This is a genomic window from Kitasatospora sp. NPDC094028 (assembly GCF_049543595.1).
Taxonomy (GTDB): Bacteria; Actinomycetota; Actinomycetes; order Streptomycetales; family Streptomycetaceae; genus Kitasatospora.
Window position 1 is genome coordinate 1 of the sequence record NZ_JBMVFA010000044.1, and the last position, 14738, is coordinate 14738.

A 14738-nucleotide genomic window follows, 5' to 3' on the forward strand; every position below is an offset into this window, starting at 1 on the left:
TGCAGGGGGGACCCTGTGGGAGAGTAGGACGCCGCCGAACAATTCTTCAGAGAAACCCCCATCCGGATTCCGGATGGGGGTTTTTCGCGTTTCCGCGTTTCCGGATATCGGTCGGGAGTGTCCGGGGACCCCCCGACCGGCCCCCGCCGACTGGCTGGTTTGCCGTCAATATGCCGCTAAAACCCCGTGATCAGCGCACTGATCAGCGGAATATCGCCGCCCACGCCGTAGTCTCGAAGGGGAGGGGAACAGGTGTCCGGGGGTGGCTCCCCGGCTGGGCCGGATCAAGAATGGTGCTCATGGGACGAGGCAGGCTGCGCATCTACCTCGGGGCTGCCCCCGGGGTCGGCAAGACGTACGCCATGCTCGCCGAGGCGCACCGGCGGCAGGAGCGCGGCACGGACGTCGTGGTGGCGTTCGTGGAGGACCACGGCCGGCGTCGTACCGCGGACCTCGTCGCCGGGCTGGAGGTCGTGCTGCGGCAGCAGGTGATGCACCGGGGCGCCAGGTTCTCCGAGATGGACCTGGACGCGGTGCTGGCCCGCCGCCCGCAGGTGGCGCTGGTCGACGAGCTCGCCCACACCAACATCCCGGGCTGCCGCAACGCCAAGCGCTGGCAGGACGTCGAGGAGCTGCTGGCCGCGGGCATCGACGTGATCTCGACGGTGAACGTCCAGCACCTGGAGTCGCTGGGGGACGCCGTCGAGGGCATCACCGGGGTGCGGCAGCGGGAGACCGTGCCGGACGAGGTGGTGCGGCGGGCGGACCAGATCGAGCTCGTCGACATGTCCCCGCAGGCGCTGCGGCGCCGGCTGGCGCACGGCAACGTGTACGCGCCGGAGAAGATCGACGCCGCGCTCGCCAACTACTTCCGCCCGGGCAACCTGACCGCGCTGCGCGAGCTGGCCCTGCTGTGGACCGCCGACCGGGTGGACGAGTACCTGCAGAAGTACCGGGCCGAGCAGGGCATCGAGGGTACCTGGCAGGCCCGGGAGCGGATCGTGGTCGGCCTGACCGGCGGTCCCGAGGGGGCGACGCTGATCCGCCGGGCGGCCCGGATCGCCGCCCGGGTCTCCGGCGGTGAACTCCTCGCCGTGCACATCTCCCGCTCGGACGGCCTCGCCGGCTCCGGCTCGCCGCAGACCCTGATCGAGCAGCGCGCCCTCGTGGAGAGCCTCGGCGGCACCTTCCACAACGTCCTCGGCGACGACCCGGCCGCCGGGCTGCTGGACTTCGCCCGCGGCGTGAACGCGACCCAGATCGTGCTGGGCACCAGTCGCCGCCCCGGCTGGCAGTACCTGTACGGGCCCGGCGTGGGCACCCTGGTCACCCAGAAGGCCGGGGACATCGACGTCCACATGGTCACCCACGAGCACGCCGGGCACGTGCGCCGCGGCAAGATCCCGGTCCGCAGGATCACCGACCTGGGCCGCACCCGGACCGTCGCCGGCTGGCTGGTCGGCCTGGCCGGGCCGCCGCTGATGGCGGTCGTGCTGACCGCGATCGGCGGGCTGGGGCTGTCCACCGACATGCTGCTGTTCCTGTCGCTGACGGTGCTGGCCGCGCTGGTCGGCGGCCTGCTGCCGGCCATCGGCTCGGCGCTGGTCGGCTCCTCGGTGCTGAACTACTACTTCACGCCGCCGCTGCACACCTTCACCATCAACGAGCCGCAGAACATCATGGCGGTGGCGATCTTCACGGTGGTCGGCATCTCGGTCGCCTCCGTCGTGGACCTGGCCGCCCGGCGCACCCACCAGGCGGCCCGCGCCCAGGCCGAGGCGCAGACGCTCAGCGCGCTGGCAGGCACGGTGCTGCGTGGCGCCCCGAACGGGGACGGCGTGCTGACCGCGCTGATGGAGCAGGTGCGGGAGACCTTCGGGCAGGAGAGCGCCGCACTGCTGGAGCGCCCGGACCCGCTGGGCGCCTGGGCGGCGGTGGCCAGCGCGGGGCCGTGCCCGCCGGAGCGGCCGGACGACGCCGACGTGGACGTCCCGGTCGGCGACAGCCTGGCGCTGGTGCTGCGCGGCCGGGTGCTGCCCGGCGCGGACCGCCGCCTGCTCGGGGCCTTCGCCGCGCAGGCCGCCGTGGTGCTGGAGCGCCGCCGGCTGGCCCGGGAGGCGGCGGCCGCGCGCCGGGAGGCCGAGGGCAACCGGATCCGCACCGCCCTGCTCGCCGCCGTCTCGCACGACCTGCGCACCCCGCTGGCCGGCATCAAGGCCTCGGTGAGCTCGCTGCGCTCGGACGACGTCGAGTGGGGCCCGGAGGACGAGGCCGAGCTGCTGGCCGGCATCGAGGCCGGGGCGGACCGCCTGGACCACCTGATCAACAACCTGCTCGACATGAGCCGGCTGCAGACCGGCACCGTCACCCCGCTGATCCAGGAGACCGACCTCGACGAGGTGGTGCCCTACGCGCTCGGCGGCGTGCCGCCGGAGTCCGTACGGCTGGACGTGCCGGAGACGCTGCCGATGATCCGGGCGGACGGCGGCCTGCTGGAGCGTTCGCTCGCCAACCTGGTCGAGAACGCCGTCAAGTACAGCCCGGACGGCGTGCGGGTGCTCGTCAAGGCCGACGCGCTGCACCAGCCCGGCGGGCCCGGCCGGGTCGAGCTGCGGATCGTCGACCGCGGCCCGGGGGTGCCCGAGGACGCCAAGGAGCGGATCTTCGCGCCGTTCCAGCGCTACGGCGACGCACCGCGCGGCGCCGGCGTGGGCCTCGGGCTCGCGGTGGCGCGCGGCTTCGTCGAGGCGATGGACGGTACCGTCACCGCCGAGGACACCCCGGGCGGCGGGCTCACCATGGTCGTCAGCCTGCCCGCCGCCGAGCGGCCGCCCGAGCCTGCCGACGCGGGCGGACCGGCCACACCCTTCGAACCCTCCGAACCTTCCGACCCCTCCGAACCGGGTGGGCCGGCCGGCGACGGCCGCGACCGGCTCTCGGAGCTGATCACGTGACACCCGGCGGCGCACCGGCCCGGTCCGGCCGGACGCCCCGCCGACTTGATGGCCCCCAGTCCGAACGTCAGACAGCCCTGAAAGGCGGAGCCCGAACATGACCCGGGTCCTCGTCGTGGACGACGAACCGCAGATCGTCCGCGCGCTGGTGATCAACCTCAAGGCCCGCAAGTACGAGGTCGACGCGGCCCACGACGGCGCCGGCGCCCTGGAACTGGCCGCCGCCCGCCATCCCGACGTCGTCGTCCTCGACCTGGGCCTGCCCGACATGGACGGCGTCGAGGTGATCCGCGGCCTGCGCGGCTGGACCCGGGTGCCGATCATCGTGCTGTCCGCCCGGCACGCCTCCGACGAGAAGGTCGAGGCGCTGGACGCCGGCGCCGACGACTACGTCACCAAGCCCTTCGGCATGGACGAACTGCTCGCCCGGATGCGCGCCGCCGTCCGCCGCGCCGAGCCCGTCGCCGGGGAGGACGACTCGCTGGTCGTCACCGAGAGCTTCACCGTCGACCTCGCCGCCAAGAAGGTCAACCGGGACGGCACCGACGTCCGCCTCACCCCGACCGAGTGGCACCTGCTGGAGGTGCTGGTCCGCAACGCCGGACGGCTCGTCAGCCAGACCCAGCTGCTCCAGGAGGTGTGGGGCCCCGCCTACCGCACCGAGACCAACTACCTGCGGGTCTACCTCGCCCAGCTGCGCCGCAAGCTGGAGCGCGACCCCTCGCACCCGCGCCACTTCATCACCGAACCGGGCATGGGCTACCGCTTCGAGAGCTAGTTCGGGACCGATCCGAGGGCGCCCCCGGTGGTCGAACGGCCTGCCGCCGGGGGCGGCGGAACCGGTACCCTTCCGGCATGAGTGGTGACAAGAACGGCGACCAGCCGCCCGGCCGCCTGCGCCGCATGCTCAGCCGGCTGACCTCCTCGACCGAGGAGCTGCAGGCCGAGGAACTGCGCCAGGAGAGCGCGGCCGAGGCGGGCAGCCGGCCGATCGCCGCCTGCGCCGACCGCGAGCTGGTCACCGTCGCCGGAACGCTGCGCACGGTGACGCTGCGCCCCCGGGCCGGGGTGCCCGCGCTGGAGGCCGAACTCTTCGACGGCACCGAGGCGCTGGACATGGTCTGGCTGGGCCGCCGCTCGATCGCGGGCATAGAGCCCGGCCGCCGGGTGGTCGCCAGCGGCCGGATCAGCCACGCACGCGGGCGCCGCGTGCTGTTCAACCCCCGATACGAGCTGCGTCCGGTCGGACACGGGAGCGAGTGAGCGTGAGCAACCAGCCCGGCGGAGACGCCGCCACCCAGCTCGGATCCGACGCCGCCGAGGAGGCCGCCCGGCGGGCCGCCGCCTCCAAGGAGGCTGCCGACACCGTCCTGCAGGCCTTCGGCGGCGTGCGCGGCATGGTCGACATGACGCTGCCCGGCCTGGTCTTCATCGTCACCTACAACATCACCCACCAGGTGAGCGCGGCCGCCTGGGCCGCGCTCGGCCTGAGCGCGCTGTTCGTGGTGGCCCGACTGGCACGGCGGGAGACCATCCAGCACGCCTTCAGCGGCGTGTTCGGCGTCGCCCTCGGCGCCTGGATCGCGATGAAGAGCGGCAAGGCCGAGGACTTCTACCTGCCCGGCCTGCTCTGGAACGTCGCCTACTGCGCCGGCTTCGCGGTCTCCGCCCTGGTGCGCTGGCCGATGATCGGCCTGATGCTCGGCCCGATCACCGGCGAGATGTTCACCTGGCGCAAGGAGAACCCGGGCCGCTTCGCCGCCTACACCAAGGCGACCTGGGCCTGGGTGGTGATCATGGGCCTCAAGCCGGTGATCCTCTTCCCGCTGTACTTCACCCACAACGTCAACCTGCTCGGCTGGCTGAAGGTCGCCCTCGGCATCCCGCCGATGCTGCTGGCGATGTACGTCACCTGGCAGATCCTGCTGAAGGCGCCGCCGCCGATCAAGGCGCAGCTGGACGACGAGGAGGAGCCGGCGAAGTAGCCGCTCCGGCCGCACACGGCGAAGGGCCCGCACCCGGGTGGGTGCGGGCCCTTCGCCGTGCCGCCGGCCCCTACTGGGCGCCGGAGGACGAGGACAGCAGCTGCTCCAGCTCCTCCTCGCGCTCCTGCGCGGCGACGAAGAGCAGCTCGTCGCCGCCCTCCAGGGTGTCGTCCTTGCCCGGCACCAGCACCCGCCCCTCGCGGATGATGGTGACCAGTGCGGTGTCCTGCGGCCAGGCCACGTCGCCCACCCGGGTACCGACCAGCTCCGTGTCGGAGGCCAGGGTCAGCTCGACCAGGTTGGCGTTGCCCTGGCTGAAGCGCATCAGACGGACCAGGTCGCCGACGCTGACCGCCTCCTCGACCAGGGCGGACATCAGCCGCGGGGTGGACACGGCCACGTCCACGCCCCAGGACTCGTTGAACAGCCACTCGTTCTTCGGGTTGTTCACCCGGGCGACGACCCGCGGCACCGCGTACTCCGTCTTGGCGAGCAGCGACACGACCAGGTTGACCTTGTCGTCACCGGTCGCGGCGATCACCACGTGGCAGCGCTGCAGCGCCGCCTCGTCCAGCGAGGTGATCTCGCAGGCGTCGGCCAGCAGCCACTCCGCCATCGGGACCCGCTCCACCGAGATGGAGTTCGGGTTCTTGTCGATCAGCAGGACCTCGTGGCCGTTCTCCAGCAGCTCGCCCGCGATCGAGCGGCCCACGGCACCGGCCCCGGCAATGGCGACCCGCATCAGTGACCCTCCTCCTTCGGCCCCTGCGCGAACGCGGCCTCGACGGCCGTCAGGTCGGCCCGGCGCAGCATCACGTGCACCAGGTCGCCCTCCTGCACCACCATCTGCGGCGAGGGCAGCACGCCCTCGCCGAGCCGGGTGACGAACGCCACCCGGGTACCGGAGGCCTCCTCCAGCCTGCCGATCCGGTGGCCGACCCAGCTCGGGTCGTACGCCACCTCGGCGAGCTGGACGCTGCCGCTCGGGTCCTGCCACAGCGGCTCGGCGCCGCTCGGCAGCAGCCGGCGCAGCATCTGGTCGGCCGTCCAGCGGACCGTCGCCACGGTCGGGATGCCCAGGCGCTGGTACACCTCGGCGCGGCGCGGGTCGTAGATGCGGGCCGCGACGTTCTCCACGCCGAAGGTCTCCCGGGCCACCCGCGCGGCGATGATGTTCGAGTTGTCGCCACTGGAGACCGCGGCGAACGCGCCCGCCTCCTCGATGCCCGCCTCGCGCAGGGTGTCCTGGTCGAAGCCGACACCGGTCACCCGGCGGCCGTTGAACCCGGCACCCAGCCGGCGGAACGCGGTCGGGTCCTGGTCGACCACGGCCACCGAGTGGCCCTGTTTCTCCAGAGCGCGCGCGAGGGCCGAGCCCACGCGGCCGCAGCCCATGATGACGATGTGCACCGGCGCTACCTCACGCGTTCCGTAGGGGTCTTGACCTGCGCAAACACCGCTCATCTCCGTTTCCCGCCCCGACTGGCTCCGGGGCGAGTGCTCGTGTGGGGGACCGGCCCGGCAACGTTCGACAGGTGTCGACGACGCTCGACAGCGCCCGACAACGACAGTGTTGCCCGCCGGCTCGTATCCGACACGCTAGCCGGTCCACCGAACGCAGTCGCGATGAAGGGGGGTAACTCCGGCGCAAGCCTTCGGGCGGAACCCCTACGATTCCTTAACGTGCCTATGCCGACAGACCTTCCGAAACGCATCCTGATCGGGCGCGCCCTGCGCAGCGACAAACTCGGGGAGACACTCCTCCCCAAGCGGATCGCGCTGCCCGTCTTCGCCTCGGACGCGCTCTCCTCGGTCGCGTACGCCCCCGAGGAGATCCTGCTCACGCTGTCCGTCGCGGGCGCCTCGGCGATCCACTTCTCCTGGCAGATCGGCCTCGTCGTGGCGATCGTGATGCTCGCCGTCGTCGCCTCCTACCGGCAGAACGTCCACGCCTACCCCAGCGGCGGGGGCGACTACGAGGTCGCCACCGTCAACCACGGCCCCAACGCCGGCCTGGTGGTGGCCGCCGCCCTGATGGTCGACTACGTGCTGACCGTCGCCGTCTCCACCACCTCGGGCGTGGCCAACGTCGTCTCCGCCGTCCCGGCGCTGCGCGGCCACGAACAACTGGTGTCCGTGGTCGTCATCGTGCTGCTGATGGGCATGAACCTGCGCGGCGTGCGCGAATCCGGCAGCGCCTTCGCCGTCCCCACCTACGCCTTCATGATCGGCGTCGTCGGGATGGTCGGCTACGGCTTCGTCCGGCACTTCCTGCTCGGCCAGGACATGCCCGCCGAGAGCTCCGGCTTCACCCTCGAACCGACCCCCGGGAACGGCTCGCTGGCCGGCTTCGCGATGGTCTTCCTGCTGCTCAAGTCCTTCTCCTCCGGCTGCGCCGCGCTCACCGGCGTGGAGGCGATCTCCAACGGCGTGCCCGCGTTCCGCAAGCCCAAGAGCAAGAACGCGGCCACCACCCTGCTGATGATGGCCAGCATCGCCGTGGTGATGTTCATGGGCATCATCTGGCTGGCCCGCCTCACCGGCGTCCAGATGGCCGAGAACCCGGCCGAGCAGCTCGCCGGTGCCGCGCCCGACTACCACCAGAAGACCGCGCTGGCCCAGATCAGCGAGGCCGTGTTCAACAACTTCACGCCCGGCTTCTACTTCGTCGCCGCCGTCACCGGCCTGATCCTGGTGCTCGCCGCCAACACCGCCTTCAACGGCTTCCCGGTGCTCGGCTCGATCCTCGCCCAGGACCGCTACCTGCCCCGCCAGCTGCACACCCGCGGCGACCGGCTGGCCTTCTCCAACGGCATCATCCTGCTGGCGATCGCCGCGATGCTGCTCGTCGTCGCCTTCGACGCCGACCCCAACCGGCTGATCCAGCTGTACATCGTCGGCGTCTTCGTCTCCTTCAACATGAGCCAGTCCGGGATGATCCGGCACTGGACCCGGCTGCTGCGCACCGAGACCGACCCGGCGCAGCGCCGCCACATGCAGCGCAGCCGGGCGATCAACGCGTTCGGCCTGGTGATGACCATGGCCGTGCTGATCGTCGTCCTGGTCACCAAGATCAGCCACGCCTGGATCGCGATCGCCGCGATGGTCGTGCTGTACGTGATGATGAAGGGCATCCGCCGCCACTACGACCGGGTCTCCGACGAGCTGACCGCCGACGACGACCCGGACGACACGGCGCTGCCCACCCGGGTACACGCCGTCGTGCTGGTCTCCAAGCTGCACAAGCCGGCGCTGCGGGCCCTCGCCTACGCCCGGCTGGCCCGCCCCCACACGCTGGAGGCGATCACCGTCAACGTCGACCCGGAGGACACCGCGGCGCTGCGGCGGGAGTGGCACGAGCGCGGCATCGAGGTGCCGCTCAAGGTGCTGGACTCGCCGTACCGGGAGGTCACCGGGCCGGTGCTGGACTACGTGAAGAACCTGCGCCGGGCCAGCCCGCGCGACGTGGTGTCGGTGTACATCCCCGAGTACGTGGTCGGCCGCTGGTACGAGCACCTGCTGCACAACCAGAGCGCGCTGCGGCTCAAGGGGCGGCTGCTGTTCAAGCCCGGCGTGATGGTCACCTCGGTGCCGTGGCAGCTGGAGTCCTCGGAGCGGCGCCGGCCGCAGAAGGCCTGGTCGGCGCCGGGCTCCGTCCGGCGTGGCGAGCCGCGGGCGCCGAAGGCCGTACAGTCGAAGGATTCCGCGCGCACCGGCTCGACCGCCGGCGCCCCCACCGACCGCAGCAAGGACTCCGCCCAGTGACCCGCAACACTCCGTCCCGCTCCTCCGGCGCCTCCGGCAAGGGCAAGGGCGCCCGTCGGGGCGGCTCCCAGCCCGGGCAGGTGGCCCGGCCGCGCTGGGGCCGGCCGGCCCGCCCGGAGGCCACCGACCGCGACGGACTGACGGCGCGCACGGCGCCGGTCGTGCCGGGGGAGCCCGAGGCCCGCACGACCGACAAGCCCGCGAAGGCCGACCGCCCGGCCCGGGCCGACAAGGGCGCCAAGGGCGAGCCGTCGGCGAAGGCCGGCAAGGCCGGCAAGGGCGCCGCGGGCGGCGCTGCGCGCAAGGCGCCGCGCAAGCAGGCGGTGCGGCCGCCGAAGGCGCTGCGCACGGGCGGCGACGCCCCCCGGGCGCAGCGGCCGCAGGCGCCGTCCGGGGACCCGCTGGTCGGCGAGCGGTACGAGGTCGAGGTCGGCCCGGTCGCGCACGGCGGCGGGCACTGCGTCGCCCGGCACGAGGGCCGGGTGCTGTTCGTCCGGCACGCGCTGCCTGGCGAGCGGATCGTCGCGCAGGTGACCGAGGGCACCACCACCTCGCGCTTCCTGCGGGCCGACGCCGTCGAGGTGCTGGAGCCCGCCAAGGAGCGGATCGAGGCGCCCTGCCCGTTCGCCGGGCCCGGAAAGTGCGGCGGCTGCGACTGGCAGCACGTCACCCCGGGCGGGCAGCGCAAGCTCAAGGCGTCGGTGCTGACCGAGCAGCTGGCCAAGCTCGCCGGGCTCACCCCCGAGGAGGCCGGCTGGGACGGCAGCGTCGAGCCGGTCGGCGGCAAGCTGCCGGCCGGGCAGGTGCCGGCCTGGCGCACCCGGGTGCAGTACGCGGTCGACGCGGCGACCGGCAAGGTCGGGCTGCGCAAGCACCGCTCGCACGACGTGCAGGTGGTGGACCGCTGCCTGATCGCCGCCGAGGGCGTCACCGAGCTCGGCATCGAGGCCCGCGACTGGCCGGGCGTGGCCACCGTCGAGGCGGTCGCCGCGACCGGCTCCTCGGACCGCCAGGTGGTGCTCACCCCGCGCGACGGCGCCCAGCTGCCGATCGTCGAGCTGGACAAGCCGGTGTCGATCGCCCGGGTGGACGACCACGGCGGCCTGCACAAGGTGCACGGGCGCTCCTTCGTGCGCGAGCGGGCCGCCGGGCGGACCTGGCGGGTCAGCAACGGCGGCTTCTGGCAGATCCACCCCGAGGCGCCGGACACCCTGGTCGACGCGGTGCTGGACGGCCTGGACCCGCAGTGGGGCGAGAACGCGCTCGACCTGTACTGCGGCGTCGGCCTGTTCGCGGGCGCGCTGGCCGACCGGGTCGGCGAGGACGGCGCGGTGCTCGGCATCGAGTCCGCCAAGCAGGCCGTCGACGACGCCCGGCACAACCTGGCCGCGCTGGAGAACGTCCGGATCGAGTGCGACCGCGTCGAGACGCTGCTGCCGCGCACCGGCATCACCGCCACCGACCTGATCGTCCTCGACCCGCCGCGCGCGGGCGCCGGGCGGGAGACCGTCGCGCACCTGGTCGGCCTGGAGGCGCGCCGGATCGCGTACGTGGCCTGCGACCCGGCGGCGCTCGCCCGGGACCTGAAGTTCTTCCGCGAGGGCGGCTACCGGCCGGTCTCGCTGCGGGCCTTCGACCTGTTCCCGATGACCCACCACTTCGAGTGCGTGGCGATCCTGGAGCCGGCCGGGGAGTGACCCCGCGCGGCTCATGGGAGGAGGCGGTCACCCGTACGGGGTGGCCGCCTCCTCGGCGTTCGGGCCGCGCGGTCAGCCGTTGTGCTCCTCCTCGTCGGCGCTGTGCGGAAGGTCGATGCCGTGCTGGGCGGCGAGCCGGATCAGCCCGGCGATCCGCCCCTCGTAGGCCTGGACGCCGTCGGCGTCCCCTTCCGCCCGGGCCACCGCGAGGTCCCGCCGGGCCTGGGCGAGCTGCTCGCGCAGCTCCTGGTCGAACATGGCTGTCATCTGCCGGCCTCCGCACCGGTCGGTGCCGCTCGGGGGAACGCTCAGGACAGTTCAGCGTCCCGGATGCTGAAGCACTCTTCAAGTCTCCCGCGCCCCGGCGGGCCGGGCGGCGGGCACGCCGTGGGCGACCCGCCGGAACACGCCCTGGGCAATGCGCCGGTAAAAGATGGCGCCGGGGTGGCCGCCGGACCCCCGGAAGGGTCTTGACGAGGCAATTCGCGGGGGTGAAGGTAAGCCGCTGACATGTCATGTGTGCCGTTGCACAGCGCCGTCGCCTTGTGGCGCCACGCGACGAAGGCCCGGATCGGCCGGTGCGTGAGGGGGGAGCGTCATGGAGCTGGAGCTGCGGCACCTGCGCGTGCTGTGTGCCATCGCCGACACCGGGAGCGTCGGCCGGGCCGCCGTGCTGCTCGGCGCCTCGCAGCCGGCGACCAGCACCCAGCTGCGCCGGATCGAACGCCACCTGGGGGCCCCGCTGTTCGAGCGCACCGCGGTCGGCGTCGCGCCGACCGGCTTCGGGATCGAGGTGGTGGCCGCGGCGCGGGAGCTGCTGTCCCGCGCCGACTGCCTGGGCCGCCGCCCGGACGCCCCTGCCGGGCCCGTTCCGCGCGAGCTGCGGCTGGCGGCGACCAACTCGCCGATCCTGCCCGGGCTGGTCACCCGGGCCCGGCACCAGCGCCCCGAGCAGCGCTTCACCATGACGTCCGTCTACCGGTCGTCGGACATCGTCGACCTGCTGGAACGGGGCGAGGCGGACGCCGCCGTGGCGATGGACTACCCGGGCCGGGAGCTGCGGCACTCGGAGGCCGTCGCACACCGGGGCATCGTCACCGAGCCGGGCTTCGTCGCACTGCCCGCCGGGCACCGGCTCCGGCACCGGACCGAGGTGGCGCTGGCGGAACTCGCCGGGGAGGAGTGGCTGCTGACCCCCGACGACGGGGCCGGCTGGCACCAGGTGTTCCACGGGGCCTGCGCCGCGGCCGGGTTCGCCCCGGTGACCGTCCACCAGTTCCTGGGCGGGCGGCTGGAGTTGCAGGAGCTGATCTCCGCCGGGCTCGGCGTCTCCGTCGTCCAGGCGACCACCCGGCCGCTCGCCGACGTGGTGGTCAAGCCGCTCGCCGGCACCCCGATCTGGTGCCGGCAGCTGCTGGTCTGGCGGGCGGCCGGGGTGGGCGGGGAGGTGGTGGAGACGCTGTTCGGGGCGGCGGCCGCGGCGTACCGGGACCTGATCGCGGCGGCGCCGGCCTTCCAGGCGTGGGCGGCGCGGACGTACCGGTCGTAGCGGCGACGGCGGGCGGGGGCGGGACGCCGTGTTATGCCTGACCGCGGTCATGTCATATGACCTGTGACATTGTTCTGGCCTGTGGTGGCTGGCAGGATCATGCCGCGTTCCCCCATCGCCGCCTCGGCAGTCTCCCGCGCCTCCCCCACAGGAGAAGGGCCCCACCAGTGCGCCATCGGATACCCCTCCCCACCATGCTGGCCGGCCTCGTCGCCGGCTGTTGCGCCGCCGCCGCGACCCTGCTCCCGGCGACGGCCTTCGCCGCCTCGCCCGCCTCCACCACCTCCGCCGCCCCGGCCGTCGCCGAGAAGCAGCCGGCGGGCGGCGCGGCGAAGACCGACCCGGGCTCCGTCGTTCCGAAGCCGCTCGGGGCCTTCCTCACGGCCACCCCCAACGAGGACACCGCGCCGGTCGCGGCCCCGCTGCCGCCGGCGCTGCTCGGCCAGGTCGTGATGGGCCAGCCCGCCGGCACCACCGTGCAGACCTCGGCCCGGCCGGGCAAGCAGCAGCCGGCCGCGCCGCAGGCCAAGGCCGCCGCCCGGACGGCCGTCGCCGCGGGCCAGAGCTGCACCCCGGCGGACTTCGGCAGCCGCAGCGGCGCCGGCCTGGTCTCGTACCTCACCGCCTCGACCACCGACTGCGTGGGCACCCTGTTCAACGTCACCGGCACCGACGCCGGCAGCATCTTCAAGGAAGACAAGATGCTGACCGTCACCAAGGCCCTCCAGGGCCAGGCGGCGGCCTACACCGGCGACAACTCGACCGGCATCCTGCAGCTCGTGCTCTTCGTGCGGGCCGGCTGGTACGTGCAGTCCAACAACGCGGGCGCCGTGGGCCCGTACGACGCCGCGCTGACCAGCGCCTCCAAGGGGGCGCTCGACGCGTTCTTCGCGAGCCGGCACTGGACGGACGTCAGCGACGCCAACGGCACCATCCTCAACGAGATGCTGGTCCTCACCGACAGCGCCAACGTCCAGGGCAGCTACCTGGGCGTCTACAAGCAGGTGCTGAACAGCTACAACAACTCGTACAACACGTTCCCGAAGATGCTCAAGGCCGTCAACGCGGTGTTCAACGCGCCGCTGTGGCGCGGCAACTGGAACCCCGACTTCGTCTCCGCCGTCGCCGCCGACCCGAGCATCGCCACCACCCTGGGCGACTTCGCGCTGGCCCACAAGGACCTGCTCGGCACCGCCAACGAGTACCTGGACGTCAACGCGGGCAACGACCTCGGCAGGATGGCCGGCGACGGCCCGGCGGTCGAGGCCGCGGTCAAGGGCCGGGTCAAGGCCGTCCTCGACGGCATCCAGATCACCGGCTCCACCGGCCCGCTGTACGTCCACACCGCCTACAACGCGAACACCTACGACGGCGGCCAGTGCTCGTACTACGGCACCTGCAACCTGCCCGCGAAGCTCACCGCGGCGGTGCTGCCCAACCAACTGGTCTGTGACAACCGCACCATCCTGACCGAGTCGCTGTCGCCCGCCGACCTCTCCGCCGTCTGCACCAGCCTGCGCGGCGAGGACACCTTCTTCCACAACATGGTGAAGGACAACGGGCCGGTCCCCAATCAGTACGACAAGAACCTCACCCTCGGGGTCTTCGCCAACCGGGCCGACTACCTGACCTACTCCTGGGCGATCTTCAACAACTCCACCGACAACGGTGGACAGACCGTCATGGACCCCACGGACCCGAACAACCGGGCCGTGTGCGTGATGTACCAGAAGGCGTGGAACGACGGCTTCACCGCCAACGTGTGGAACCTCAACCACGAGTACACGCACTACCTCGACGGCATCTACGACATGAAGGGCAACTTCTCCACCGAGATCTCAGTCCCGGACATCTGGTGGATCGAAGGCGTCGCCGAGTACGAGTCCTACGCCTACCGCGGCACCACCGACACCCAGGCGATGGCCGAGGCCGCGAAGCACACGTACAAGCTCAGCACCCTCTTCCAGAACACCTACGGCAACTCGGACAGCGTCCGCACCTACCCGTGGGGCTACATGGCCGTCCGGTACATGTTCGAGAAGCACCCGGCCGACATCACCAACATGCTGAACCACTTCCGTGCCGGTGACTACCAGGGCGGCTACGCGGTCTACAACGGCGTCGGCACCGCCTACGACGCCGACTTCGACGCCTGGCTCGACAACTGCGCCGCCGGCGCCTGCTTCGCCGCCGGCCCGACCGCGCTCTTCGGCCAGGCCGTCAACGGCGCGACCGTCACCCTGACCGACAAGTCGGTGCAGACCGGCGCCGGCCGGATCACCTCCTGGCACTGGACCTTCGGCGACGGCGCGTCCTCCGACCAGCAGAACCCGGTCCACTCCTACGCGGCGGCCGGCAGCTACACCGTCGCGCTGACCGTCACCGACGACAGCGGCCGCACCGCCAGCACCCCGTCGACCGTCACCGTCGCCACCGGCACCGGCGCCACCCTGCCGGCCTGCTCCGACCCGCGCACCGACGCGCTCGGCCAGAACTGCTCCCGGGCGGGCGTCTCCGCCACCGCCGGCAACCTCGCCTACTTCTACGTCTACCTGCCGGCCGGCACCAGCACCCTGAAGATCGACACCACCGGGGGCACCGGCACCGCCTCGCTGTACTACAACGACAGCACCTGGGCCTCGCCGCACGCCTTCACCGCCTCGTCCACGCAGGCCGGGACCACGCAGAGCATCACGGTGAGCAACCCGACCGCCGGGTACCGGTACGTGAGCCTGTACGCGAACACCGACTTCAGCGGGGTGACGGTCAGCACCCGGTTCTGATCCCT

The 14738-nt window shown here is 72.5% G+C and carries 11 protein-coding genes; 8 read left to right on the top strand and 3 right to left on the bottom strand.

What is annotated here, in order from left to right; all coding sequences use genetic code 11:
• The first annotated feature begins 299 nt into the window (after window positions 1–299).
• From ACPC54_RS37570 to ACPC54_RS37585, 4 genes are all read left to right on the top strand, one after another.
• Window positions 300–2954 (top strand): sensor histidine kinase, encoded by a 2655-nt coding sequence (locus tag ACPC54_RS37570; RefSeq protein ID WP_498971434.1) that lies wholly within the window; start codon window positions 300–302, stop codon window positions 2952–2954.
• 97 nt (window positions 2955–3051) lie between these two features.
• A complete protein-coding gene (locus tag ACPC54_RS37575) occupies window positions 3052–3732 on the top strand; it encodes a response regulator (RefSeq protein ID WP_045703856.1) in 681 nt (226 codons plus the stop codon).
• Between the two features lie 77 nt (window positions 3733–3809).
• On the top strand, window positions 3810–4217 hold the full coding sequence (locus ACPC54_RS37580) for an OB-fold nucleic acid binding domain-containing protein (protein ID WP_498971436.1): 408 nt from the start codon (window positions 3810–3812) through the stop codon (window positions 4215–4217).
• Between the two features lie 2 nt (window positions 4218–4219).
• A complete protein-coding gene (locus ACPC54_RS37585) occupies window positions 4220–4939 on the top strand; it encodes a DUF3159 domain-containing protein (protein ID WP_498971438.1) in 720 nt (239 codons plus the stop codon).
• Between the two features lie 70 nt (window positions 4940–5009).
• Here ACPC54_RS37585 and ACPC54_RS37590 read toward each other — a convergent pair whose 3' ends face one another.
• The gene (locus tag ACPC54_RS37590) at window positions 5010–5681 is read right to left on the bottom strand and encodes a potassium channel family protein (RefSeq protein WP_498971440.1); all 672 of its coding nucleotides are present in this window, start codon (window positions 5679–5681) and stop codon (window positions 5010–5012) included.
• Window positions 5681–6349 carry a potassium channel family protein gene (locus ACPC54_RS37595; protein ID WP_498971442.1) on the bottom strand — a complete coding sequence of 223 codons (669 nt, stop codon included), beginning with the start codon at window positions 6347–6349 and terminating at the stop codon, window positions 5681–5683. The genes ACPC54_RS37590 and ACPC54_RS37595 overlap by 1 nt, the downstream gene beginning before the upstream one ends.
• A 279-nt stretch (window positions 6350–6628) precedes the next feature.
• Between ACPC54_RS37595 and ACPC54_RS37600 the strand changes: the two genes are divergently transcribed.
• Together ACPC54_RS37600 and ACPC54_RS37605 are read left to right on the top strand one after the other, a co-directional pair.
• Window positions 6629–8704, top strand: a complete 2076-nt coding sequence (locus ACPC54_RS37600; RefSeq protein WP_498971443.1) for an APC family permease — start codon at window positions 6629–6631, stop codon at window positions 8702–8704.
• 341 nt (window positions 8705–9045) lie between these two features.
• Complete coding sequence (locus ACPC54_RS37605) at window positions 9046–10401, top strand: class I SAM-dependent RNA methyltransferase (RefSeq protein ID WP_498971527.1); 1356 nt, start codon at window positions 9046–9048, stop codon at window positions 10399–10401.
• Between the two features lie 72 nt (window positions 10402–10473).
• On the opposite strand, the gene ACPC54_RS37610 is transcribed toward ACPC54_RS37605, so the two are convergent.
• Window positions 10474–10668 (bottom strand): hypothetical protein, encoded by a 195-nt coding sequence (locus ACPC54_RS37610; protein ID WP_498971445.1) that lies wholly within the window; start codon window positions 10666–10668, stop codon window positions 10474–10476.
• A gap of 331 nt (window positions 10669–10999) precedes the next feature.
• Here ACPC54_RS37610 and ACPC54_RS37615 point away from each other — a divergent pair, with 331 nt between their 5' ends.
• Both ACPC54_RS37615 and ACPC54_RS37620 read left to right on the top strand, forming a co-directional pair.
• Window positions 11000–11950 (top strand): LysR family transcriptional regulator, encoded by a 951-nt coding sequence (locus ACPC54_RS37615; protein WP_498971447.1) that lies wholly within the window; start codon window positions 11000–11002, stop codon window positions 11948–11950.
• A 194-nt stretch (window positions 11951–12144) separates the two neighbouring features.
• Window positions 12145–14733 (top strand): collagenase, encoded by a 2589-nt coding sequence (locus tag ACPC54_RS37620; protein ID WP_498971448.1) that lies wholly within the window; start codon window positions 12145–12147, stop codon window positions 14731–14733.
• The last annotated feature ends 5 nt before the right edge of the window (window positions 14734–14738 follow it).

Bases quoted from the DNA above. Each gene is read 5' to 3' on its own strand.
- ACPC54_RS37570 (WP_498971434.1), top strand. From the start codon at position 300: ATGGGACGAGGCAGGCTGCGCATCTACCTCGGGGCTGCCCCCGGGGTC.
- ACPC54_RS37575 (WP_045703856.1), top strand. From the start codon at position 3,052: ATGACCCGGGTCCTCGTCGTGGACGACGAACCGCAGATCGTCCGCGCG.
- ACPC54_RS37580 (WP_498971436.1), top strand. From the start codon at position 3,810: ATGAGTGGTGACAAGAACGGCGACCAGCCGCCCGGCCGCCTGCGCCGC.
- ACPC54_RS37590 (WP_498971440.1), bottom strand. From the start codon at position 5,681: ATGCGGGTCGCCATTGCCGGGGCCGGTGCCGTGGGCCGCTCGATCGCG.
- ACPC54_RS37600 (WP_498971443.1), top strand. From the start codon at position 6,629: ATGCCGACAGACCTTCCGAAACGCATCCTGATCGGGCGCGCCCTGCGC.
- ACPC54_RS37610 (WP_498971445.1), bottom strand. From the start codon at position 10,668: ATGACAGCCATGTTCGACCAGGAGCTGCGCGAGCAGCTCGCCCAGGCC.
- ACPC54_RS37615 (WP_498971447.1), top strand. From the start codon at position 11,000: ATGGAGCTGGAGCTGCGGCACCTGCGCGTGCTGTGTGCCATCGCCGAC.
- ACPC54_RS37620 (WP_498971448.1), top strand. From the start codon at position 12,145: ATGCTGGCCGGCCTCGTCGCCGGCTGTTGCGCCGCCGCCGCGACCCTG.